The 21,952-nt window shown below is 60.8% G+C and carries 18 protein-coding genes; 16 read left to right on the top strand and 2 right to left on the bottom strand.

The genetic code is table 11. From position 1 onward, the window contains the following. Positions 1–325: 325 nt before the first annotated feature. The 15 genes from mihF to hemW all read left to right on the top strand — a co-directional run bounded on the left by mihF (position 326) and on the right by hemW (position 18,372). Complete coding sequence (gene mihF, locus ROTMU0001_RS06125) at positions 326–706, top strand: integration host factor, actinobacterial type (protein ID WP_005508715.1); 381 nt, start codon at positions 326–328, stop codon at positions 704–706. A 41-nt stretch (positions 707–747) separates the two neighbouring features. Continuing rightward, positions 748–1,305, top strand: a complete 558-nt coding sequence (gmk, locus tag ROTMU0001_RS06120; RefSeq protein WP_005505951.1) for a guanylate kinase — start codon at positions 748–750, stop codon at positions 1,303–1,305. 311 nt (positions 1,306–1,616) lie between these two features. Beyond that, positions 1,617–2,075: a DNA-directed RNA polymerase subunit omega gene (rpoZ, locus tag ROTMU0001_RS06115; RefSeq protein ID WP_005508713.1), complete on the top strand. Its 459-nt coding sequence runs from the start codon at positions 1,617–1,619 to the stop codon at positions 2,073–2,075. 30 nt (positions 2,076–2,105) lie between these two features. Further along, entirely contained in the window at positions 2,106–3,545 is a 1,440-nt protein-coding gene (locus ROTMU0001_RS06110) for a bifunctional phosphopantothenoylcysteine decarboxylase/phosphopantothenate synthase (RefSeq protein ID WP_005508712.1), read from the top strand. 370 nt (positions 3,546–3,915) lie between these two features. Then, the gene (gene rapZ / locus ROTMU0001_RS06105; RefSeq protein WP_005505957.1) at positions 3,916–4,830 is read left to right on the top strand and encodes an RNase adapter RapZ; all 915 of its coding nucleotides are present in this window, start codon (positions 3,916–3,918) and stop codon (positions 4,828–4,830) included. Positions 4,831–4,938: 108 nt separating this feature from the next. Beyond that, entirely contained in the window at positions 4,939–5,991 is a 1,053-nt protein-coding gene (locus ROTMU0001_RS06100) for a gluconeogenesis factor YvcK family protein (protein ID WP_005508706.1), read from the top strand. Positions 5,992–6,099: 108 nt separating this feature from the next. Next, positions 6,100–7,065, top strand: coding sequence for a DNA-binding protein WhiA (gene whiA / locus ROTMU0001_RS06095; protein WP_005508705.1), 966 nt, complete (start codon positions 6,100–6,102; stop codon positions 7,063–7,065). A 221-nt stretch (positions 7,066–7,286) separates the two neighbouring features. Then, a complete protein-coding gene (locus ROTMU0001_RS06090) occupies positions 7,287–8,444 on the top strand; it encodes a ComEA family DNA-binding protein (protein ID WP_044142719.1) in 1,158 nt (385 codons plus the stop codon). Beyond that, complete coding sequence (locus ROTMU0001_RS06085) at positions 8,444–10,453, top strand: ComEC/Rec2 family competence protein (RefSeq protein ID WP_005508702.1); 2,010 nt, start codon at positions 8,444–8,446, stop codon at positions 10,451–10,453. Before ROTMU0001_RS06090 ends, ROTMU0001_RS06085 begins: the two co-directional genes overlap by 1 nt. Positions 10,454–10,635: 182 nt before the next feature. Further along, entirely contained in the window at positions 10,636–11,670 is a 1,035-nt protein-coding gene (gene holA / locus ROTMU0001_RS06080; protein WP_005508701.1) for a DNA polymerase III subunit delta, read from the top strand. Positions 11,671–11,685: 15 nt separating this feature from the next. Beyond that, on the top strand, positions 11,686–12,333 hold the full coding sequence (locus ROTMU0001_RS06075; protein ID WP_005508700.1) for a type II toxin-antitoxin system PemK/MazF family toxin: 648 nt from the start codon (positions 11,686–11,688) through the stop codon (positions 12,331–12,333). A gap of 261 nt (positions 12,334–12,594) precedes the next feature. Continuing rightward, on the top strand, positions 12,595–12,858 hold the full coding sequence (gene rpsT / locus ROTMU0001_RS06070) for a 30S ribosomal protein S20 (RefSeq protein WP_005508699.1): 264 nt from the start codon (positions 12,595–12,597) through the stop codon (positions 12,856–12,858). 1,068 nt (positions 12,859–13,926) lie between these two features. Beyond that, positions 13,927–14,952, top strand: a complete 1,026-nt coding sequence (locus ROTMU0001_RS06065) for a PAC2 family protein (protein ID WP_245534289.1) — start codon at positions 13,927–13,929, stop codon at positions 14,950–14,952. 96 nt (positions 14,953–15,048) lie between these two features. Beyond that, the gene (lepA, locus tag ROTMU0001_RS06060; protein ID WP_371260001.1) at positions 15,049–16,890 is read left to right on the top strand and encodes a translation elongation factor 4; all 1,842 of its coding nucleotides are present in this window, start codon (positions 15,049–15,051) and stop codon (positions 16,888–16,890) included. Positions 16,891–17,085: 195 nt separating this feature from the next. Beyond that, positions 17,086–18,372 carry a radical SAM family heme chaperone HemW gene (gene hemW / locus ROTMU0001_RS06055; RefSeq protein ID WP_005508697.1) on the top strand — a complete coding sequence of 429 codons (1,287 nt, stop codon included), beginning with the start codon at positions 17,086–17,088 and terminating at the stop codon, positions 18,370–18,372. Positions 18,373–19,014: 642 nt separating this feature from the next. Here the strand turns inward: hemW and ROTMU0001_RS06050 are convergent. Together ROTMU0001_RS06050 and ROTMU0001_RS06045 are read right to left on the bottom strand one after the other, a co-directional pair. Next, a complete protein-coding gene (locus tag ROTMU0001_RS06050; RefSeq protein WP_005508694.1) occupies positions 19,015–19,434 on the bottom strand; it encodes a DUF4870 domain-containing protein in 420 nt (139 codons plus the stop codon). 264 nt (positions 19,435–19,698) lie between these two features. Next, complete coding sequence (locus ROTMU0001_RS06045) at positions 19,699–20,568, bottom strand: DUF3097 domain-containing protein (protein ID WP_005508692.1); 870 nt, start codon at positions 20,566–20,568, stop codon at positions 19,699–19,701. Positions 20,569–20,800: 232 nt separating this feature from the next. On the opposite strand from ROTMU0001_RS06045, the gene dnaJ reads away from it, so the two are divergent. After that, a complete protein-coding gene (gene dnaJ / locus ROTMU0001_RS06040; protein ID WP_005508690.1) occupies positions 20,801–21,937 on the top strand; it encodes a molecular chaperone DnaJ in 1,137 nt (378 codons plus the stop codon). The last annotated feature ends 15 nt before the right edge of the window (positions 21,938–21,952 follow it).

Genomic DNA, 21,952 nt, shown 5'->3' with positions numbered 1-21,952 from the left:
CTTGTGCGTGCCTCTTTTATCGCATTTTTTCGGTACACCCGCATGCATAATTTTGCCGCCGCACACTCGCGCCGATGCGAGTTTTCTCACCTCTGTAGTGGGGGAGTGCGCCTGCTCTTTGAGGCACGTGCGTGGCTCCACTTTTGATAGGGCGAATACTCCGCTATGCTATAGGGGTACTCCCTGATATTTACGTGCTGACGTGCGTAGACGCATTGTTGGTGCGAGGGTGAGTACCGCGGGTGGAACGAGGGTTCTCGTGCTATCCGTGTTACATTAGTTGATAAGTAAAATTCTATAACTCGCAGAAATGGGGGACCCAACCATGCCGCTGACTCCGCTAACTGAGGATGCGCGCGCCTCCGCCCGCGAGAAGGCAGTACTTGCCCGAGCACACCGCCAGGAAATTAAGCGTGCACTGAGTGAACGTGAACTTTCCGTGCGTCAGGTGCTCGATATGGTCGATTCCGACCCTGCACTGGCTAAAATGCCGGTGGGGCAGATGCTGCGCGCACTTCCGGGCATTGGTGCCGTTCGCGCTGAACGCATCATTGAAGAACTTCATATTGCACCGACTCGCCGCCTTGGCGGCCTTGGTGTACACCAGCGTCGCAAGATGGTGGAGTACTTCAACCGTAATTCGCGGTATTTGAACCGTGCACGTCGTAAGACTGCTGGTCAGTCTTCCGAGTCTTCTCAGTCCTAACACATCGTGCCTTCAGCCGATGAAGGCACAGTAAGGAAGCTATGTCTCAGCCGACTCTCACCGTACTGGCTGGCCCCACTGCTGTTGGCAAGGGTACGGTGTGCCAGTACATTCGTGAGAACTACCCGAACGTGTGGTTCTCTGTTTCCGCTACCACTCGTGATCCTCGCCCCGGTGAGGTTGACGGTACTCACTACTATTTCGTTTCGATGGAAGAGTTTGACCAGATGATTGCTGACGGTCAGATGCTTGAGTACGCTGTGGTGCACGGTAAGAACAAGTACGGTACTCCGCGCGCTAAGGTCCAGGAGGCTCTGGATGCTGGCCGCCCGGTGATCCTTGAGATTGACCTGCAGGGTGCTCGCCAGATTCGCGAGACCATGCCTGATGCTCGCCTGATTTTCTTGGCTCCTCCGAGCTGGGATGAGCTGGTGTCGCGTCTGGTGGGTCGAGGTACCGAGAGTGAGCAGGAGCAAGCTCGTCGCCTTGAAACCGCGAAGGTTGAGTTGGCTGCTGAGAAGGAATTTGACGTCACGGTCGTCAACGACTCTGTTGAGCGTGCAGCGAAGGAGATTGCTGAGCTGATTGGCGCCGCCTAATCTGCATGCTTTGCGTTTGCGGTGGGGCTAGAGTTTCTTCCGACCTGTAGTTCTGCCGTGAGGAGTTGTGAAGGGTGGGGGTTTCGAAGAGTTTTCTTCGGAGCCCCCGCCTTTTGTTTGCCCTGTGCCCGCTACTCTGTGCCTGCCGGTCTGCCTTTTATCTGGGCTGGTACGTGCGTTTTAGCCGTTGAGAGGGTAGAATAGTTCTTTAGTTTTGACCGTGCCCTCAGTGCGCCCGGTTTGCGCCATAGCGCGAACGGTGTACGGGGGTGGTCGGTACGTACATTCCATCAAGCTATTTGGAGTTTTTAGTGGCAAACGAAATCAAGGAACACGAGGACTACAACTTCGTTGACGGTGTCGCTCCCGAGGGCATCGTGAGCCCCAGCGCTGACGCGCTGATTGAGAAGGCGGAGTCCAAGTACGGCCTGGTGATTTTCGGTGCCCGCCGTGCACGCCAGATTAACGCGTACTACGCTAACCTGCAGGACAATACTGCTGCGCACGTTGGCCCGCTGGTTGACGCTGAGTCGAACGAGAAGTCCCTGTCGGTGGCAATGCGTGAAATCATTGCTGACCGTGTTGTGGCGGAGCACCGCCCGGACGCAAAGTTCGACGAGGACGGCTACCCCGTTCCCGAGGATCTGTCCGCTGTGATTGATTTCAGCGCGGCTGAGTTCTCTGGCGCTATCGAGGAGGAGTACATCCCCGCAGGTAGCGAAGAGGTTATTGCTATCGAAGAGGTTATCCTCGACGAGTCCGCTGAGTAATCTGCTTCTACAAGGATTCTTTGACGTACCATGCGCATTATCGTTGGTATTGGAGGGGGCATTGCTGCGTATAAGGCGGCGATGCTCCTTCGTCTTTTTGCGAAGAATGGCGACGAAGTTATCGCCATGCCCACCCCGAACGCGACGAAGTTCGTGGGTGTTCCCACCCTGGAGGCGCTGAGCGGCAACCCCGTCTCAACGGACGTGTTTGACCGCGTGCCGGAGGTGAACCATGTGCGTCAGGCCGAGCAGGCTGACGCTGTGGTGATTGCCCCGGCGACCGCTGATTTGCTGGCTCGTTTGGCGGCTGGTCGTGCGGATGATCTGCTGTCCTCTACGGTGTTGACGACGCACGCCCCGGTGATTTTGGCGCCCGCGATGCACACCCAGATGTGGGAGCATCCGGCGACTCAGGCGAATGTGCAGACGCTGCGTTCGTGGGGTTATCACGTGATCGAGCCTGCGATTGGGCGTTTGACGGGCCCGGATTCTGGTCCGGGTCGTATGCCTGAGCCGGAGGACATTTTCGCGGTGGCGCTGGATGTGATTGAGCGCTTCCCGAAGGGTCAGGTGCACCCGGTGTACACGCCCGGTTACGCGCCGACTGAGCCCCTGTACACGGGTACGGAACAGGAGCGCATGGCGGCGGCGCGTGCGGCGACGCTGACTTCGGCGCTGCTGAATCAGGGTGATTCGGGCAAGGCTGAGCCTGGTCAGATTGAACCCAGCCAGGCAGCTGGCGCATCCGAATCACTGCGTGGTCCTCTGGCAGGTCGCCTCGTGGTCATTACCGCTGGCGGCACCCGTGAGGCACTGGACCCGGTGCGCTTCCTCGGCAACCGTTCGACCGGCAAGCAGGGTGTGGCGCTCGCGGAGGCGGCACGCGACCTGGGCGCGACCGTGCACCTGATCGGCGCGAACCTTGAGGTTCCCGCGCCGGAGGGTGTGCAGGTGACCCGCGTGGTGAGCGCCCTGGAGCTGCGTGAGGCGACCCTTGAGGCGAGCACGGCGGCGGATGTGCTGATTATGTCTGCGGCGGTGGCTGATTTTAGGCCCGCCGAGTTTGCCGAGTTCAAGATTAAGAAGAGCGCCGATTCTGAGGATGCGCCGGTGATTCAGCTGGTACGCAACCCGGATATTCTGCGTGAGGTCGTGGTGCGCCGCCAGCAGGCTCGTGAGGCGGGGGAGAGCACCCTCGGTCCGAAGCTCATTGTTGGTTTTGCGGCGGAGACCGGTTCGGCGGAGAAGACTCCGTTGGAGCTGGGTCGTGAGAAGCTACAGCGTAAGGGCACGGATTTCTTGGCGGTCAATACGGTGGGTGTGAATCGTGGTTTCGGCACGGACGATAACACGATTACGCTGCTGTCGACTCTGAATGATGAGGCGCCGGTGTTCTCCGGTTCGAAGAAGGAACTGTCGGTGCGCCTGCTGGAGCATGTGGCGGCTTTCCTGCTTGAGCTTTCTGCCTAAGAATCCTCATGCATCCGCGTAGCTACTCAGCTGGTGCGCGCTTGCTTACGTATCTTCAAAGCCCGTGCGGTACTTCCTGTGGGAGGTATCGTGCGGGCTTTACTGTACCCGCGGCAGTGTTACCGCGCGAGGTTCTTAGCCGGGGGCTGTACCCTGCGGACTCCGCCGCCCGCCTCTTGCTGTAGACCCCTTGGAGAGCATTATGCGCAAGCACTTGTGACCGGGATTTCTTTCCTTCTGGGGTTCCGCCGGGGGAGCGTCTCATATTTCTGTCATACTGGTGAAATTTCTGACCGTACCCCTGAACCGTCAGATAAAGGTCTTGTATCATGGCATAGAGAGTATTTCGCGTTGAAGGGGAAGAAGCACCATGCCCGAGAATCAGAGCAAGCCCGCCACGGTACAGTCCGCCCAGAGTGAGGAGCGTCCTCAGATTCTGGTGATCACCGGTATTTCCGGTGCAGGCCGCAGCACTGTCGCAAACGTACTTGAGGATGAGGGCTGGTACGTTATCGATAACATCCCGCCGCAGATGCTCGGTTCCCTGGCTGAGCTGGTGACCCGTGACGGTGCGCGAGTGCCGAAGGTGGCGCTCGGCATTGACGTTCGCGCCCGCGCACTGTTCTCCGATCTTCCCGCTGCGATTGAGACTCTGCGCAAGTCCGATATTGACTTCTCCATGCTCTTTCTTGACGCCAAGGACGAGACCATTATTGCCCGCTACGAGGCTCAGCGCCGCCCGCACCCGCTGCAGGGTGAGGGCCGCGTCCTCGACGGTATCCGCGCTGAACGCACTCTCTTTGAAGGTCTGCGCCTCGCTTCTGACCGCACCATTGACACCACCGGCATGAACGTTCACGAGCTGGCTCGTACCGTGCGTGAAATGTTCGCTGAGGGTGCGGATAAGAAGCTCAATCTGACCGTGATGAGCTTCGGCTTCAAGTACGGTGCACCTTCGGACGCTAACTACATGGCTGATATGCGTTTCATCCCGAACCCGCACTGGGTCCCGGAGCTGCGCCCCCTGACCGGTCAGGACGCCCCGGTGCGCGACTACGTGCTGGAGCACGCAGGTACCGAGGAGTTCATCAGCAACTACCTTGCGGCTCTTCGCCCCGTGCTTGAGGGCTACCGCCGTGAGGGCAAGTACTACGCCACCATCGCAATTGGCTGCACCGGTGGTAAGCACCGTTCCGTGGCTGTGACGGAAGAACTGGCTCGTCGTCTCTCTGCTTTCGGTGAGCTGAACGTGAATGTTCAGCACCGTGACAAGGGCCGCGAGTAAGTTCCGCCCGGCGCGTCCCAACCACCGCGTCGTGTTTCATTAGCCGCCGTCCGGCCCCGCACCCATGGGGCCGGCATACCATTCCTTCCGGGTATGTGAGGTATTACTATGTCCACCCATTCGACCAGTTATGACACTCAGGGTATTCCGCGCCTGCCGGCTCTGCCGACTCAGGCTTTGCGCCTGTTGAAGACCACGCACCGTTCGCCGAAGGTCACGGCGATGGGCGGCGGCCACGGGCTGTACGGTTCCCTGTCTGCGTTGCGCCACGTCACGCCTGATTTGACGGCTGTTGTGACGGTTGCTGATGATGGCGGTTCGTCGGGTCGTTTGCGTGAGGAGATGGGTATTCTCCCTCCGGGAGATTTGCGTATGGCGCTTTCTGCGCTGTGTGATGACACCGATTGGGGTCGCACGTGGCGTGATGTGATGCAGCATCGTTTTAGCGCGCCCGAGGGTTACGAGGGTGAGTTCCCGCTGGATTACCATGCTCTCGGTAACCTGCTGATTGCTACTCTCTGGCAGCTGCTGGATGACCCGGTTGCCGGTCTGGACTGGGCGGGTGCCCTGCTGAATGCGCGCGGCCGCGTGCTACCGATGGCGCTGGATCCGATGGTCATTTACGGCACCGTGCTGCGTGAGCATAACGGTGGCGGTATTGAGCGTGTGAAGGTGGTCGGTCAGGTGAACCTCTCGAAGGAGGAGCGGGTTCACGATATTGGTCTGACCCCTGAGAATGCTCGCCCCTGCCCGGAGGCGCTCTCCGCTATTGAAGAATCCGATTGGATTGTTTTGGGTCCGGGTTCGTGGCGTACGTCGGTTCTGCCGCATCTGCTGTTGGATGCTCAGCGTGAGGCGATTATCCGCACGGAGGCGCGCCGCTGCGTGGTCATGAACCTCTCCGACGATAAGGAGACGGTCGGCTTCACCCCGGCAACGCACCTGGATTTGTTGCGCCAGTACGCCCCGAAGCTGTACCTCGACGCGGTGATTGCTGACGCTGACATGCAGGCTGATCACCGTTCCGAGCTGGAGCGTGAGGCCTCTGCGATGGGTGCGAAGGTTGTGTGGGCGCATCTACGTTCGAGCGCCCAGCCGAATGTGCACGACCCGCTGAAGCTTGCGGCTGCGTATAACGAAGCGTTTGCGCTGAGCTCTTAGGTTTACTGGCTTGGGTTTGCTGCTCAAGTGTGTTGCTTGAGCTGGCTGTTATGTGCGCCCTTTTTCCTGATTTTTAGACTTAAACACTACGCCTAGAAGGACCTGTTCATGGCATTAACCACGCTCGTCAAGGACGAACTCGCCAGCTACGAGGCAACGAAAGTCTCTGCTCGTAAGGCAGAAATCTCTACGATTCTGCGTTTTACCGGAGGCCTGCACATTGTCTCGGGGCGAATCGTGGTGGAGTCTGAGGTCGACCACGAGGCAACCGCCCACCGCATGCGCCGCACCATCGCGGAGATTTACGGCCACGACTCTGAGCTGACCAGCGTCAGCGGTGGTGGCCTGCGTCGAGGCGGCCGCTACATTGTGCGTGTGGATCACGGCGGTGAGGCGCTGGCTCGCCAGACCGGTCTGCTGGATCTGCGTGGCCGCCCGGTGCGTGGTCTGCCGCCGGCCGTGGTGAACGGCTCCCTGCAGGACGCTGAGGCGGTCATGCGCGGTGCGTTTTTGGCGCACGGTTCGCTGACTGAGCCGGGTCGTTCCTCCTCCCTGGAGATTACCTGCCCCGGTCCGGAGGCGGCGCTCGCGCTGGTGGGTGCGGCTCGTCGCCTGGACATTATTGCGAAGGCACGCGAGGTGCGCGGCACCGACCGTGTGGTGGTGCGTGACGGCGAGACCATTTCGCAGCTACTGGAGCGTATGGGCGCGACCGGCACCCTGACCACGTGGCGTGAGGCGCGCACCCGCAAGGAGGTTCGTGCGACCGCGAACCGCCTGGCGAATTTTGATGACGCGAATCTGCGCCGTAGCGCTCAGGCTGCCGTTGCGGCGAGCGCCCGCGTGGAGCGTGCCCTGCAGATTCTGGGTCATGAGGCGCCGGATCACCTGCGCTATGCCGGTGAGCTGCGTGTGTTGCATAAGCATGCGTCGTTGGATGAGCTGGGTCGTCTGGCTGATCCGCCGATGACGAAGGACGCGATTGCGGGCCGTATTCGTCGCCTGCTGGTCATGGCTGATAAGCGTGCTTCGGAGCTGGGTGTTCCGGGTACTGAGCTGCCGCGCGAGGACTAAGCGAAGGCTAGATTCTGCTCTTAAAAGGTGCGGGAAGCTCGTGTGGCTGAGGTGTTTGTGACGGTTTTATGACAAACCAAACCCCTCCGTTTTTGAACAAAAACCGCATATTTTTCAAAAATGAGCCTGTGGATGGCCCCTTTCGCGTTGTGCGAGGGGAGTTATCCACAGGTTCTTTGCGTGCGCCCGTACGTTCGCGCGCGTGAGCCTAGGGTAGGGGTATGACGAGCATGACCCCCAACCACAAGCAGAACGCTGTACAGAGCCCTGTGCAGGAGAGTGCAGCCCAGCAGGGCGGCATAACTCAGCAGGGCGGTGCGCAGCGTAGCGCCCGCTCCCTGATGAACAGCCTCTACCGTAGCCCGCGCGCCCGCAAGAACGGTGCGCCGGATGCTGAGGACACCGTACCTCTGGCTATTGCCGCTGAGGTAACGCCCGCGGAGGCGCCTGCCGAAGAAACACCTGCCGAGCCCGCGGCATCCCAGCCGGAGTCGAATGGTTGGGCTGACTGGGATCAGCAGCCCGATTGGAACGAGGTGGACGATTGGGCGGAGTGGGAGCAGGCTGATCAGCCCGGCACCACCCGCAGTGCCCGTTGGGGCTTGTCGCCGCGCGTGTTGCTTTTGGTGGCGGTGTTGGCGTTGGTTGCCGTGGTGTGGGGTGTGACCCAGTTTTCGGCGGCGCCGCGTGCCGAGCAGGTCGCCTCCCCGAGTGCTTCCGCCGAGTCGGTGCAGGCGGTGGGCGCACAGCAGAGCCCCGGCACCCAGTCCGCTACTCAATCTACTGCCCAGCCGGGCGCTAACCCGAGTGAATCTGCGCAGGGTGGCGCCTCCGGTGAGGCTACCGTGCGGGTGCACGTGGCGGGTGCCGTGAACAACCCCGGGGTGTACACTCTGCCCGCGCAGGGTCGTGCCGTGGATGCGATTGCCGCCGCCTCCGGTGCCGCCGCGGATGCTGACCTGGACCGCGTGAATCTTGCCGGTGCGCTCAGTGACGGGGTGCAGATTTATGTGCCGCATCGTGGTGAGACGGCTGCTCCGGCGCAGATTCAGCCCAATGGTGGCACGGCAAATACGGGTCAGGGTAACGCGGCGAATGGTGCAGCGCAGAACGGCGCTTCTCAGGGTGGCACTCAGCCTCAGCCTGCACGCACGCTAACTCCTGCAGGTAGCGCACAGAAGGGCTCAACCCCGGTGAACATTAACACCGCCACCGCTGAGGAGCTGCAGACCCTGCCGCGTATTGGTCCGGCGATGGCTCAGCGCATTATCGCCTGGCGTGAGGCGCACGGCGGTTTCCGTAGCGTAGATGAGTTGGATGCGGTGCCCGGCATTGGTCCGTCGATGCTGGAGAATCTGCGCCCGCTGGTGACGGTCTAATGCGCAGGCCGAACCGCTTGCAGAACCGCCAGCAGGCAGGGGAGCGGGAGCTCTTTCCCGGTTCCTTGCGCCTCACCCGGCGCCTCACCCGGTCTGCGGCTACGGCGTATGACCGTGCCCGCTACCGCTGGAGCATCGGTGCTGAACGGTGGCGTACCCGCCGCGATGAGCAGGAGCTACGCGCCCAGGGAAGCCTCATTCACCTGGACCTTCGCCTGAGTTTCACGGTGCTGGCGCTGTGGGCTTTCACCGCGGCGGCGCTGACGGTGGGCACGTGGCGGGTGGTGCATCCGCTGGCGTGTGTGCTCATTGCTCTGCTGGGGTGCCTGGCGATTCTGTTGTTCTTTCCGCCGCGTGCGGTGATGCCCTACAGCCTGCTCTTTCGCACGACCGGTCAGCTGGTTTTTCTGGCGTGTATCGTGACGGTTCAGGCGGTGCTTTTGTGCGCTACGGGGGTGGATGCATCCCGCGCCACCCTACAGCAGGCGCAGGGTGCCTCGCTTCGTCTGAATGGCACGGTGGAGCAGGTTCGCCGCGTGGATCCGCGAACTACTCTGGTGGTTATTAAGCTGGAGGAAATTCAGGGGCGGAGCGTGCGTGCGCTGGTGAATGAGCGGGTGCGCGTGTACCGGCGTGACGGTTCGGCAAAGAGTACCGCGCAGCGTCTAGAGGCACGTTCGGCGGCGAGCGCGGCCGCTCAGCAGCAGGGGAGCGGCACCGCGCGCTCACAGGCAATTTATCCGGGCATGAAGGTGACCGCCCTCGGTACGGTGGAGTTTAACGGTTCCACGGCGAAACTGAGCGGCGCAACTATTTTTCCCGCGCCCGCCTCCGGTGCTGGATCGAATGCTACCGCCCAGACGGCGGCGGAGCCGTACCTGTCCACGGTCAAGGAGCAGCTGCGCGCCCGCGCCCTGGATGCCCTTGGCACGGAGTCGGCGGCGCTGGTTTTGGGCACCGCCTACGGGGATGATTCGCTGATGAGTTCCACCGCGCGGGAGGAGTATAAGCTCAGCGGGCTCAGCCATATTACGGCGGTGTCCGGGGCGAATATTGCCATTGTGTTTTTGGGTGCGTACCGGCTGGTGTTGGCGGTTCGCCCGTACCGCCTCGCCAGCGCGTACCTGTTGCTTCGTTCTTGGATGAAGCGGTTGCGGGGGAGAGGCGCGGCTCGTTCTCGCCGCCCCGCCCACCCTCAACAACCTACCTCGCCAAATGCCCACGCTCTGCCGCCTCTCGTGCACCGGCTGAGCACCCTCGCCATTCCGCACCGCGTCATGGTGCTGTGCGGGGTCGCGGCGGTGCTCGCCTACGCCATGCTGCTGGACTCTGAGGGTTCCGTAATTCGTTCCCTCGCCATGGGTCTGCTCGGTGCTTACGCGATGCTGCGCGGTTCGGGTCGCCAGTCCTTGGCGGCGCTGCAAACAACGGCGCTGATGTGTCTGCTTGCCGCCCCGCACCTCGCCGTGGATATGGGGTTCGCCCTGTCGGTGACGGCAACCTCCGCGTTGATTCTGCTGGGCCCGCCGCTGATTCGTCTGCTCATGCGCGTCATGCCGGTGTTCTGCGCGGAAATGCTCGCCGCGCCGATTGTGGCGTCCCTGTGGTGCACCCCGCTGATTTTGGCGATGAGCGGTAAGGTGCCGCTCTACTCGGTTCCTGCGAACCTGGTTGCGGCTCCTTTGGCACCGCTGAGTATGCTCGCCGGGCTGGTTGCGCTCGGATTCATGCTCCTGGGTCTGCCCACTGCGGCGGATCTGTGCCTGCGTGCCGGTGGCCTTGCCGCGCAGGGCATCGAGTGGGCGGCACACACTGCCGCGCATGCGCCGGGTAACCCGTGGGAGCCCGGTTCGAGTGTCCCGGCGGTGGTGTGTAGCGCCCTCTGCGTGCTGGCGTTGAGCATTGCCCTGTGGTGGGTGGATGCACGCCGCTACCGTGCGGTCACGCACCGGCAGTATTTGCGGGTGGTACCGCGCACCGCGCGCTCCCATCAGCCCGCTCGTTCCTGACTAGCTAACCCTGGGTATCTAACCGTGGGCATCTACCTCTGACCGACTACCGCTAACCACCGCTAGGAGGCATCTGAGAAGAAAACGCTATGATGGATATTCGAGACTCTACCCGCGCAGCACCTCGTGCGCAGCGGGGCCGAGTTCAGCCCATACCCTGCAGATAAAGGCGAGTGATAAGCGTGTCCGAGCGTAAGCGTTCAACCCAGCGTGCTGGTTCCCGAGGCTACGCCCGCCGAGGCGGCCCCGCCCTCGACACCGCGTGGCGTACCGTCACCCCGGCGCCCGCCGTCATGCTCTACGGCCCCGAAGAGTACTTCGCCTCCCGTGCCGCGGCACGCCTGCGTGAGCTGTTCCGCAGCATCCACCCGGAGGTGGACCGCGTTCAGATTAACGCCGCCACCTACACGGCGGGGGAGCTGATTCTGCACGCTTCGCCCTCCCTGTTCGGTTCGGCAAAGATCATTGAGGTTGAGAACGTAGCCTCCATGAGTGACGAGTTTTTGACCGATACGCTCGCCTACCTGAACGCCCCCGAGCCGGACATCATGCTCATTCTGAACCACTCGGGCGGTAACCGCGGCAAGAAGCTCATCGACCTGGTGCGCTCCCAGTTCGTGCTCATTAACTGCAAGGCGCTCAAGACCGACCGGGAGAAGAGCGAGTTCTTGGCGGGGGAGTTTGCCGCCTCTCAGCGCCCCATTACCGGCGGCGCCCTGGCGTTGCTGACTGCCGCCGCCTCCGACACTGCGGAGCTTGCCGCCGCCTGCCAGCAGCTGCTCTCAGACGTACCCGGCGAGATTACCGAGGAGACGGTGAACCGCTACTACGGCGGCCGCACCGAAGTCACCGCGTTCCGCGTCAGTGACGCCGCGATTTCCGGTAACGCCCCGGAGGCTTTGCGTCTGCTCCGCCACTCCCTCGCCACCGGCACGGAGCCGATTCCGATGCTGGGTGCGCTCGCCATGCGTATCCGCAATATTGCGCGCGTGCACCACGTGCGTATGAGCGCTAACGAGCTGGCGCGTGAGGTGGGTATGTCACCGTGGCAGGTTGAGCAGGCTCAGCGTGACGGCCGCCGTTTTACCGGCGCCCAGTTGGCGCATATTGTGCAGCTTCTGGCTGATGCGGACGCGCAGCTGAAGGGCGAGTCGCAGGACGCTGTGTATGCGGTGGAGCAGGCTGTTTTGGCGATTGCTCTACCTCCGCGCCTGTAGTGCATAATAGAGCCCATGCTCGAAATTCTGAAGAAAATTTTCTTTGCCCTGCTGCCCTTCCTGCAGAAGGCGGCAGAGGATGCCCTCAACGACGCTACTGCGTCTAAGGGCGGCTCCGAGTCCTCCCAGAAGAGTGAGTCCCGCAAGGATGAATCTCGTCAGCGTGAGGCTCGTACCTCCGGCTCTTCGGCGCCTAAGCCGAGCGCCTCGAAGTCTTCCTCGGCACCTAAGCCTTCCGCACCGGCTTCGACCGGCGCATCCGACGGTTCGGATTACCCGGGCGATTACCGCGACATAATCAACTTTGAGTACTCGCCCTCCCTGGACGGCGACGCTGACCCGGGTGAAATCGTGTGGACGTGGGTTCCTTTCGAGGAGGACCACTCGCAGGGTAAGGACCGCCCGGTGCTTCTGGTGGGTCGTGACGGTGAGTACCTGCTGGCGCTGATGATGACCAGCAAGGATCACAATAACCGTGAGCACGCTGATTCGAACTACCTTGATATTGGTTCGGGTCCGTGGGATCCGCAGGGCCGCGCCTCTGAGGTGAAGCTGAACCGTGTGATTCGTGTTCGCCCGGATTCGATGCGCCGTGAGGGTGCGATTATGCCGGAGGATACGTTCCGCCTGATTGAGCGTGCATGGACTCGCCATAACGGCTAACGCCCTGTGCCGGTAGTTTCACCGGCGACCGGTGCGGATTATCTGCGCCGGATGTGGAGGCTGCGTGTAGTGGTTTTCACAGTATTTTTCTTTCCGCGGGGGTCTGTCGTGGAGGATGTTCATCTGGTATTATGTGTGGTTGAGTGTCCGATGGTCATCGGGCACTGCTGGCCGGTTGCCATAGGCATCCCCACGCCGCTCAGTCGATGATCGGCCAGCGTCGCCCTCACCGACCAATAAGACAAAACAGAAAGTTTAATTGTGGCTAACATTAAGTCTCAGAAGAAGCGTATCCTCACCAACGAGAAGGCTCGCCTGCGTAACAACGCTGTAAAGTCCGAGCTGAAGACCGCGACCCGCAAGGTCAAGGCTGCTGTTGAGGCACAGAACAAGGAAGCTGCTGTTGAGGCTCTGCGTTTTGTGAACCGTAAGCTGGACAAGGCTGTTTCCAAGGGTGTTCTGCACAAGAAGACCGCTGCAAACAAGAAGTCCGGTCTTGCTGCGCTGGTAAACAAGGCTTTCTAAAACTTGCGGGGTACGTGAGTACCTCTCTGGTTTAAGGGCAGAGACCCCCTGTGTTCCCCCTCCTCTAAGGGGAATGCAGGGGGTTTCTTTATCGTGTATACTTGGGCTCAAGGAGTTAAACGACCCCTCTGAAACCCTGAGTCTCACCTAATGGTGCGGCAATAACGCTCGGGCGGCCGCGGCTTTATGCTTCGGTCTAGAAGACACCGGAGGCACCACCGGTTAACTCCAATAACTTTTGTGAAGGGCATCCTGCTAAGTGGCGGGGTGCCTTTTGCTATGCCCAGAAGGAACCCCTAAAGATGCGGTGCATGTGTACCATGCCAACAGAACTCAGTAAGAAGCTGGACTAGAATACTCACATGGAACCTGAAAAAATTCCTCCGACGCTGAGCGACCCTATCACCTTCTGCGTAACTAAGATTACGCCACCGGCACCAGCTAATAAGGCTGAAGCCATGAAACGCCAATGGGTTCTTGAGGAGCGCTTTAAGCGGGGGTCGCATGTCCAAATGCGCACTATCGCACGCGAGTATGATGAGCGTACCGCAGCTGGTGAGGTTCTTATCCCAGAGAGAATTCCACCGTTTCCCCCAATAAACGGAGCTTGATCAGGATAACCACTCTGATGTCTTATGAAACTGCCAGCATCATGCGTCCGTATCTGGAAGATGTGAAATTACTTGGGGCAAACCTATTTGCAGGCTACGTTAGGTCCCCGCGTAATCAGTTCAGAAGCTAATTGCCTCAGCAGCATTGTTACCCTTGCAGAAGGCATCCTGCTAAGTGGCGGGGTGCCTTTTGCTATGCCCGCACGCCGTGGTTTTATGACGCCCAGATTTGGGGAGGCGCCCGCCCGGTGACGAAACCGCTTGCGGGTCGCGCGGGAGCCCGTATAGTGGGAACTATCGGCGGTACCGCACACCGCCCGCGCCCTAGCAATAGTGCCGTATAGACGGCACCGGGGGAGTGAACACCGCCGATACACACTACACAACCACCGATGGTTTACCGGGAACATTCCATACACCCCCATGTACCCGGTGAACCGACCACGAGCTAAGGACAATGATGAGCCAGCCGAACTTCCCTCCCGCCCGACTCTTTGACGCTTTCGCCAAGCCCGCCTCCACAGAACAGCCCGCGAAGAAGGGACTGCTCGGCAAGCTGGGCCTGGGCGAATCCTCCGAGGAGGACAACTACACGACCGTCATGCTGGTCGGCTTCAACTCCGCGAAGGAACCCCCGGGCAACGGTGAGGACGCCCTCGACGTGATTCACCGCGCGTTCGACCCGTGCGACGAGAGCCCCGGCTTCGACATGGACGACTTCTACGACTATGCTTCCGTCGCCCCGCAGCTGCAGAACAGCGACGACTCCGAATCCACGGTTCTGGTGTGGCCCAAGATGTTCTACAACATGGTCACTATCCCGGAGCGTCGCCTGCGCCTGCTCGTGGTGACCGGCCCCGCTCCCAGCCTGTGCCTGCTGCGGTTCATGACCCGCTTCTTCAAGTACGTGAAGAAGCTCCACGTGGACCACGCGATCTTCGTTGAGACCTTCGAGGATGAGGTGGCGCACACCCGCCCGTACCCGTACACGCTGACCACTCACGACGAGAAGCTGGCGGCAATCCCCGGTATTCTGCACGAGGACTACACCGGTTCTACCTCGGTGACGATGGCGATGTCTGCGCTCGCCGCCGAGCACGGCCTGCGTTCCTCGGTTATGTTGCGTATGAGCATCCCGGGGTATCTGAGCTTTGACCAGCAGAACCCGCGCGCGGTTGTGAGCCTGATCGAGGCGCTGGAAGTCATCCTCGGTATCAAGGTCGAGTCGGAGGAGTACGACCGCCTGCGCACCCACGCTGATGAGTGGGAGGCGGAGCTCGCCGAAGAAATGGCGAAGGACTACGAGAAGGTTGAGCTGGTGCGTGAGATTGAGCAGAAGATGGATTCGACTCTGCGCACTGTCTCCGGCGAGGTGATTGCCGAGGATATTGAGGGCTACCTGGATTCCCTCAGCGGCGCCTCCGAGGGCGTAAACCCTGCCGATGATGGTGCGGATTCCGCGGAGGATTCTTCGGAACGTTAGGTCCGTTCGCACATATGGCGCGGGTATGGGAAAATGATAGGTAGCTATGCCCATACCCGCAGCCAGCATCTCGAAAGGATGATGTGATTGGCACCCATGTCGAAGAACCCGCCCGTTCCGGCGGCGACCGACCCCGCGATTATTCGCAACTTCTGCATTATCGCCCACATTGACCACGGTAAGTCCACCCTCGCAGACCGTATGCTGCAGGCCACCGGCGTGGTTGCCCCGCGCGATATGAAGGCGCAGTACCTGGACCGCATGGACATTGAACGTGAACGCGGTATCACCATTAAGTCCCAGGCCGTGCGCATGCCCTGGGACGTTGACGGCACCTCCTACGCGCTGAATATGATTGACACCCCCGGCCACGTGGACTTCACCTATGAGGTGTCCCGCTCCCTGGCTGCGTGTGAGGGTGCGCTTCTGCTCGTGGACGCCGCCCAGGGTATTGAGGCTCAGACCCTTGCGAACCTGTACCTGGCGATGGAGAACGACCTGACCATCATCCCGGTGCTGAACAAGATTGACCTTCCCGCGGCTCAGCCCGATAAGTACGCTGAGGAGCTGGCGAACCTGATTGGTTGCGAACCGGACGAGGTTCTGCGCGTATCGGGTAAGACCGGTGAGGGTGTTGAGGCTCTGCTGGACCGTATTGTGGAGGCGATTCCCGCCCCGCAGGGTGACGCATCCGCCCCGGCGCGTGCCATGATTTTTGACTCGGTGTACGACTCGTACCGCGGCGTGGTCACCTATGTGCGTGTTGTGGACGGTAGCCTGCAGCCGCGTCAGAAGATTAAGATGATGTCCACCGGCGCTGAGCATGACCTGCTCGAAATCGGCGTGATTTCCCCTGAGCCTGTGCCCTCGAAGGGCCTGGGCGTGGGCGAGGTGGGTTACCTCATTACCGGTGTGAAGGACGTCCGTCAGTCCCGTGTGGGTGATACCGTCACCTCCGCCGCGAAGCCTGCGCAGGAGTCCCTGGGCGGTTACGAGGACCCCAAGCCGATGGTGTTCTCTGGCCTGTTCCCGATTGACGGTTCGGACTACCCGGCGCTGCGTGACGCGCTGGATAAGCTGAAGCTCAACGATGCCGCGCTGATTTACGAGCCGGAGACTTCTGCCGCGCTGGGCTTCGGTTTCCGCTGTGGCTTCCTGGGTCTGCTGCACCTGGAGATTGTGCGTGAGCGCCTGGAACGCGAGTTCAACCTGGACCTGATTTCGACCGCGCCGAACGTTATTTACGACGTGGTGGACGAGGCTGGCAACGCTAAGCGCGTGACCAATCCGAGCGAATTCCCCGAGGGTAAGGTCGCGACGATTCGCGAGCCCATGGTGGCGTGTACGATTATTGCCCCGAGCGAGTACATTGGCGCGATTATGGAGCTGTGCCAGGCTCGCCGCGGCCAGATCGGCGGCATGGATTACCTGTCCGAGGATCGTGTGGAGATGCGTTACCGCCTGCCCCTGGCGGAGATCGTGTTCGACTTCTTCGATCAGTTGAAGTCCCGTACCCGCGGTTATGCGTCGCTGGACTGGAAGTTCGACGGCGAGGAAGAGGCTGACCTGGTGAAGGTCGACATCCTGCTGCAGGGTGAGAAGGTGGATGCGTTCAGCGCCATTACTCACCGCGATAAGGCGTACTCGTACGGCCTGATGATGACTTCTAAGCTGCGTGAACTGATTCCTCGCCAGCAGTTTGAGGTGCCGATTCAGGCGGCTATCGGTTCGCGTATTATTGCCCGCGAGAATATTCGTGCGATGCGTAAGGACGTTCTTTCGAAGTGTTACGGTGGCGATATTTCGCGTAAGCGTAAGCTGCTGGAGAAGCAGAAGGAAGGCAAGAAGCGCATGAAGATGGTCGGTCGTGTGGAGGTTCCGCAGGAAGCCTTCATTGCGGCACTGTCTTCGAGCGAGGAGAAGGAAAAGAAGAAGTAGCCTTTCGCTGCTGTAGCTTTTCCGGCTGTGTGCTGACCTGTTGATTGTGGAGAACCCGGCTGGTGCCTCGTGTACCGCCGGGTTCTCTGCACGCTGTCTGTTGATGTTACCCGCCCGCTGATACTACTCGCGTAGCCGCATGCGCGGTGCCCATATTTGATCCCCCGACCTCTACACCTAGTTCCAGGAGGCAGAATGCCCGCCCAGCCCACCGGCGCCCCCGCACCCCGCGACGGGCGCATCCCCGCCACCAGCGCGGCAGGATGCGAAACCCGCGACTTCAGCCTCTACGTACACATCCCCTTCTGCTCCGTACGCTGCGGCTACTGCGACTTCAACACCTACGCCACCGAAGACTTCGGCGACGGCATCGGCCTCGGCACCTACGCCGCCGACGCCATCGCAGAAATCCTCTTCGCCGCCCGCACCCTCGAGGCATCCGGCGTCGCAAAACGCCCCATGCACACCGTCTTCTTCGGAGGCGGCACCCCCACCAAACTGCCCGCCCGCGACCTCGTACGCATCCTGCAGGCAGCCATCGACGTATTCGGCCTCGTCGAGGGCGCAGAAGTCACCACCGAAGCGAACCCCGACTCCGTCACCCGCGAAGACCTGCAAACCCTCAAGGACGGTGGCTTCACCCGCGTATCCTTCGGCATGCAGTCTGTCGTCCCCGAGGTGCTACAGGTACTCGACCGCACCCACACACCCTCCAACGTGCCGAAGGTCGTCGCCTGGGCCAAGGAGGTCGGCCTGCAGGTGTCCGTGGACCTGATTTACGGTTCGCCGGGGGAGAGCCAGCAGCAGTGGGAGCAAAGTGTTCGCGCCGCAATTTCCTACGAGCCGGACCATATTTCCGCGTACTCTCTGATCGTGGAGGACGGCACCAAGCTTGCCGCCCAGATCCGCCGCGGCGAGTACACCATGCCCGACGAAGACCTCATGGCGGACATGTACCTGCTCGCCGAGGAGCTGCTCACCGAAGCCGGCTACAACTGGTACGAGGTCTCCAACTACTCGCGCAGCGAGGACACCCGCAGCGACCACAACCTCGCCTACTGGCGCAACCAGGACTGGTGGGGCATCGGTCCCGGCGCACACTCGCACGTGAACGGTACCCGCTGGTGGAACGTGAAGCACCCGGTGCCCTACGCGCAGAAGGTGCGTGCGGGGGAGTCCCCGGCGGCAGCACGTGAAGTGCTGGACACCGCCACTCGTGCTTTTGAGACGATTATGCTCATGATCCGTGTGCGTGAGGGCTTGGCGATGCGCGAGCTGCTCGCCGTGCACGATGAGGCACAGCTGGGCGCCTCCTTGCGCTGGCTGATTTCTCATGCTCTGATTGAACCTGATGCTTTGAATTCTCAAGCTGAACCTGACCCTGAATCCCACGTGCGACTAACCCTCAAGGGCCGCCTACTGGGCGATGCGGTCACCCGTGAGCTGCTCCCGGAGGTCCCTGAAGAGCACGAGGAGCACTAAGAAACATTGGTCTGACAAGGGGCTTTTCAATCGGGGCGGCGTTCCGGTTCTGGTCTGTCGTAGCTCCACTTGATGCTTTTCTCTAACACAGCCTGCGAATGGCGTGCGCCCCGGTATTGCCGTAATATTTCGGTGATTTCGGGGTGTTTTTGCGGGTCTCAAAAAACTTTTAAAAAAATTTTTCGGGGCTATTTGGAGGGACTTTGGGGGAGGATCACACCTTACACCGGTGTGCTAATTGTTCGCATTTGTGCTGGACTAGCTGAAAGAATTTTCCACTCTTTCATGCCACTTTTGGAGTGCGTATTTTTCGATTACTTTCCCGAGAAAAATTTTTCCAAAACACCCAATTTCAAGTTGTGGTTGAAGGTTACGCTGTGCCATAATAGGTCATGGCAGGACGGTATATGTCTAACAGCGTGTTCTCGTCTTTGCTGAAGTTGAGTGAATACGGTTGTGGGCTCCTGGTAACAGGGGCCCACGATCGTTTAACAACGATTATCTACAGCACCATTCGGTAGAGTTTGCGGCAATTCACGCGCACTAGGCAAAGAAGCCCCATTTAAACGTAGAACGCCCCACACACAACGTGCGGGGCGTTCAAATGTAAAAGCTATCAGCGCGGTTTAGGACCGGCAGTTCTTAGGATTCTGCGGATTCTGCGTTCTCGGTGGAGTAGAAGCGGTCCAGCAGGCGCGGGTTCATACGGTAGCTGTACGGCTCACCGCGATTCACCTCAATACCGGCACGCAGCGACGCAATAGCCATGAACAGCCACACGAGCGCACCCAGAACCATGGCAATGTTGCCCATGCCGGGCAGGAACGACACAACCCACAGCGCCACCAGAGCAATGGAGGGCAGGAGGGTGAAGTTCATTGCCTCGCGAGCCTCCTGCTCAGCGAAGGGCGCGTTATTGCGGCTGACGTAGAAAACCGCAGCGGAAGGGATGATGCCGAGAATGCCGCCGAAATGCGCGAAAGTCGCACGGTTGCGGTCCTGAATCACGCTAATCTTACGGGTTTTCTGAGGCCCGGTTGCCGGGCGAACATCGTTAGTCACGAAAATCCTGGTTCGATAGAAGTTTCTTGTGGTGATCACCTAAGCCGGTGGACCTGCCCTCCGAAGAGGCAAATCGTTTGAGCGGTGGTGACCTAAGAGTGTAGTGATGGTGCAACATAAACCCACAGAGGCAATGCCACACGCTCAACTATTGTACCGCTTTAGGGAACAAAACCCACAGGATAATGCCCTCGAGGGAAAGGTTCTGAGCAAATTCACACCTGCGCCCGCAGACGGGGGCGCAATAGCGGGTTTTGGGTGGGGCTAGGCACCCGGCTCGGTGAGAAAATCAATGAGCGATTCGACCGGGCCGAGCAGCGTCGGATCCAGGTCAGCGTAGGAGTCAACGCGGGAGAGAATATGCTTCCACGCCTGCGCCACATCCGCCTGCGTTTCGTGCGGCTGACCCAGACGACGCAGCGTGCCCTTCTTGAAGTCCTCACCGCGCGGCACCTGTGGCCACGCCTTCAAATCCAACACCGAGGGCTTGACCGCCTGCCAAATATCGATGAACGGGTGACCCACGATTTTCACGTGCCCGGCGGCACCCGGTACAGCCAGCGCCTCGGCAACAATGCGCTGCTCCTTCGTGCCCTCAATCAGGTGGTCGACCAGAATACCCAGGCGGCGGCCCGGGCCCGGCGCGAACTCACGAATAGCACCGGCAAGATCATCCACGCCGTGCAGCGGCTCCACAACAATGCCCTCAACGCGCAGATCGTGGCCCCAGACCTTCTCCACGAGCTCGGCGTCGTGTAGACCCTCAACCCAGATGCGGGAGGCGCGCGCCACCCGAGCGGGGGCGTTCTTCACCGCGATAGAACCGGAACGAGAAATCGTGCGCTTCGGCTCCTTCGCCGCCACCGGGGCGACAATCTCAACGGGCTCACCCTCAATCAGGTAGCCCGGACCCAGCGGAAAATTCTTTACGCGACCCTTTGCATCCTCGAGTCCGAAGAAGAGAGCACCGCCGATGCGTTCAGCCTTCACGACCTCACCCACCCAGCCGTTAATATCCTCAATCAGCAGTCCGCGGCGTAGCGGCACCTTACGCGGGGCCGGCGCCTGGCGGCTCATGCGGGCGGCGTTTAGATCCTGGGCACCCCAGCCGTAGGGGGAGTGGTGGGTACTCAACGTATTCTCCTTCGGGGCAATCTTCGCAGGCGGTAGGGGTGATAAATCGCAACTAGGACTACGGAGCCGATTTCAGGGGCACACGCACCGCAGATTAAGCGGATAGCGGGAGCGACCCCCTTTCAGCCTAGCCATTGTATCGGGTCGGGGGTAGTATCCCCTAGAATTGATACGACCATTGTTGGCGGTGCACTCATCGAGCACCGCCATCGTCTCGAGAGGAAGGAAACGCATGAGCCACTACGATACTCTCGGCGTATCGAACGACGCCAGCCCCGAAGAGATCAAGAAGGCGTACCGAAAGAAGGCACGCCAGCTGCACCCGGACGTGAACCCCTCCGAGGACGCAGCCGAAGAGTTCAAGCGCGTCACCCTCGCCTACGAGGTGCTCTCCGACCCCGAAAAGCGCCGCAACTATGACACCACCGGCGACGAACAGGGCCGCGCAGGCTACCCCGGAGGCGGCGGCTACCCGGGCGGCGGATTCAGCGGCTTCGGCGGTTTCGAGGACCTGCTGAACATGTTCACCGGCGGCGCGGCAGGTGCCCGCGGCCCCGCATCCCGCATGCGTCAGGGCCAGGACGACCTGATTACCGTCTCCATCAGCCTGCAGGACGCCGTGTTTGGTGTTGAGAAGACTATTGAGCGTCGCTCCGCCGTGACCTGCAAGTCCTGTAACGGCGAAGGCACCGCAGAGGGCACCCAGCCCGAAACCTGCACCACCTGCTCCGGTCACGGTTTCATGCAGCGTCGCGTGCAGTCCATCCTCGGTACCGTCATGCAGCAGGTTGAATGCCCCGACTGCCACGGCTACGGCACCGTCATCAAGACCCCCTGCCCTGAATGTCACGGTCAGGGCCGCGTACGTGAAGACGTTCCGCTGACCTTCAACGTTCCCGCCGGTGTGCACGACCAGGCGCGTATCCGCCTGCGCGGCAAGGGCGAGGCAGGCCTGTACGGTGGCCCCAACGGCGACCTGTACGTTGACCTGAACGTCAAGCGTGACAAGTACTTCAGCCGCGAGGGTGACAACCTGGTCACCACCGTGAACATCCCCATGGTTGCGGCGGCGCTGGGCACCACCATTCCGCTGAAGACCTTCGACGGCGACCAGGAAGTTGCAATCCCTGCAGGCACTCAGAGTGGTGACGTGATCACCCTCAACGGCCTGGGCGCAACCGTGCTCGGCACCGAGCGTCGCGGCGACCTGCTGGTGCGTATCCAGGTGGTCACCCCCACCGACATGACCGAAGAACAGCGTGAACTGCTGCGCCAGTTCGCCGCCCTGCGCGGTGAATCCCTCACCGAAGGTTCGCAGGTCAAGCACCGCGGCGGTCTTTTCTCCCGTCTGAAGGACCAGTTCAAGTAGGATCCCTACACCAAG

It is taken from the genome of Rothia mucilaginosa ATCC 25296 (genome assembly GCF_000175615.1).
GTDB lineage: Bacteria > Actinomycetota > Actinomycetes > Actinomycetales > Micrococcaceae > Rothia > Rothia mucilaginosa.
This window is presented reverse-complemented; position numbering and strand designations above follow the sequence as displayed.

Excerpts from the sequence above, each read along its gene's own strand:
- mihF (WP_005508715.1), top strand. The coding sequence starts at position 326 with ATGCCGCTGACTCCGCTAACTGAGGATGCGCGCGCCTCCGCCCGCGAG.
- gmk (WP_005505951.1), top strand. The coding sequence starts at position 748 with ATGTCTCAGCCGACTCTCACCGTACTGGCTGGCCCCACTGCTGTTGGC.
- ROTMU0001_RS06110 (WP_005508712.1), top strand. The coding sequence starts at position 2,106 with ATGCGCATTATCGTTGGTATTGGAGGGGGCATTGCTGCGTATAAGGCG.
- rapZ (WP_005505957.1), top strand. The coding sequence starts at position 3,916 with ATGCCCGAGAATCAGAGCAAGCCCGCCACGGTACAGTCCGCCCAGAGT.
- ROTMU0001_RS06100 (WP_005508706.1), top strand. The coding sequence starts at position 4,939 with ATGTCCACCCATTCGACCAGTTATGACACTCAGGGTATTCCGCGCCTG.
- whiA (WP_005508705.1), top strand. The coding sequence starts at position 6,100 with ATGGCATTAACCACGCTCGTCAAGGACGAACTCGCCAGCTACGAGGCA.
- ROTMU0001_RS06090 (WP_044142719.1), top strand. The coding sequence starts at position 7,287 with ATGACGAGCATGACCCCCAACCACAAGCAGAACGCTGTACAGAGCCCT.
- ROTMU0001_RS06085 (WP_005508702.1), top strand. The coding sequence starts at position 8,444 with ATGCGCAGGCCGAACCGCTTGCAGAACCGCCAGCAGGCAGGGGAGCGG.
- ROTMU0001_RS06075 (WP_005508700.1), top strand. The coding sequence starts at position 11,686 with ATGCTCGAAATTCTGAAGAAAATTTTCTTTGCCCTGCTGCCCTTCCTG.
- ROTMU0001_RS06065 (WP_245534289.1), top strand. The coding sequence starts at position 13,927 with ATGATGAGCCAGCCGAACTTCCCTCCCGCCCGACTCTTTGACGCTTTC.
- lepA (WP_371260001.1), top strand. The coding sequence starts at position 15,049 with ATGTCGAAGAACCCGCCCGTTCCGGCGGCGACCGACCCCGCGATTATT.
- hemW (WP_005508697.1), top strand. The coding sequence starts at position 17,086 with ATGCCCGCCCAGCCCACCGGCGCCCCCGCACCCCGCGACGGGCGCATC.
- dnaJ (WP_005508690.1), top strand. The coding sequence starts at position 20,801 with ATGAGCCACTACGATACTCTCGGCGTATCGAACGACGCCAGCCCCGAA.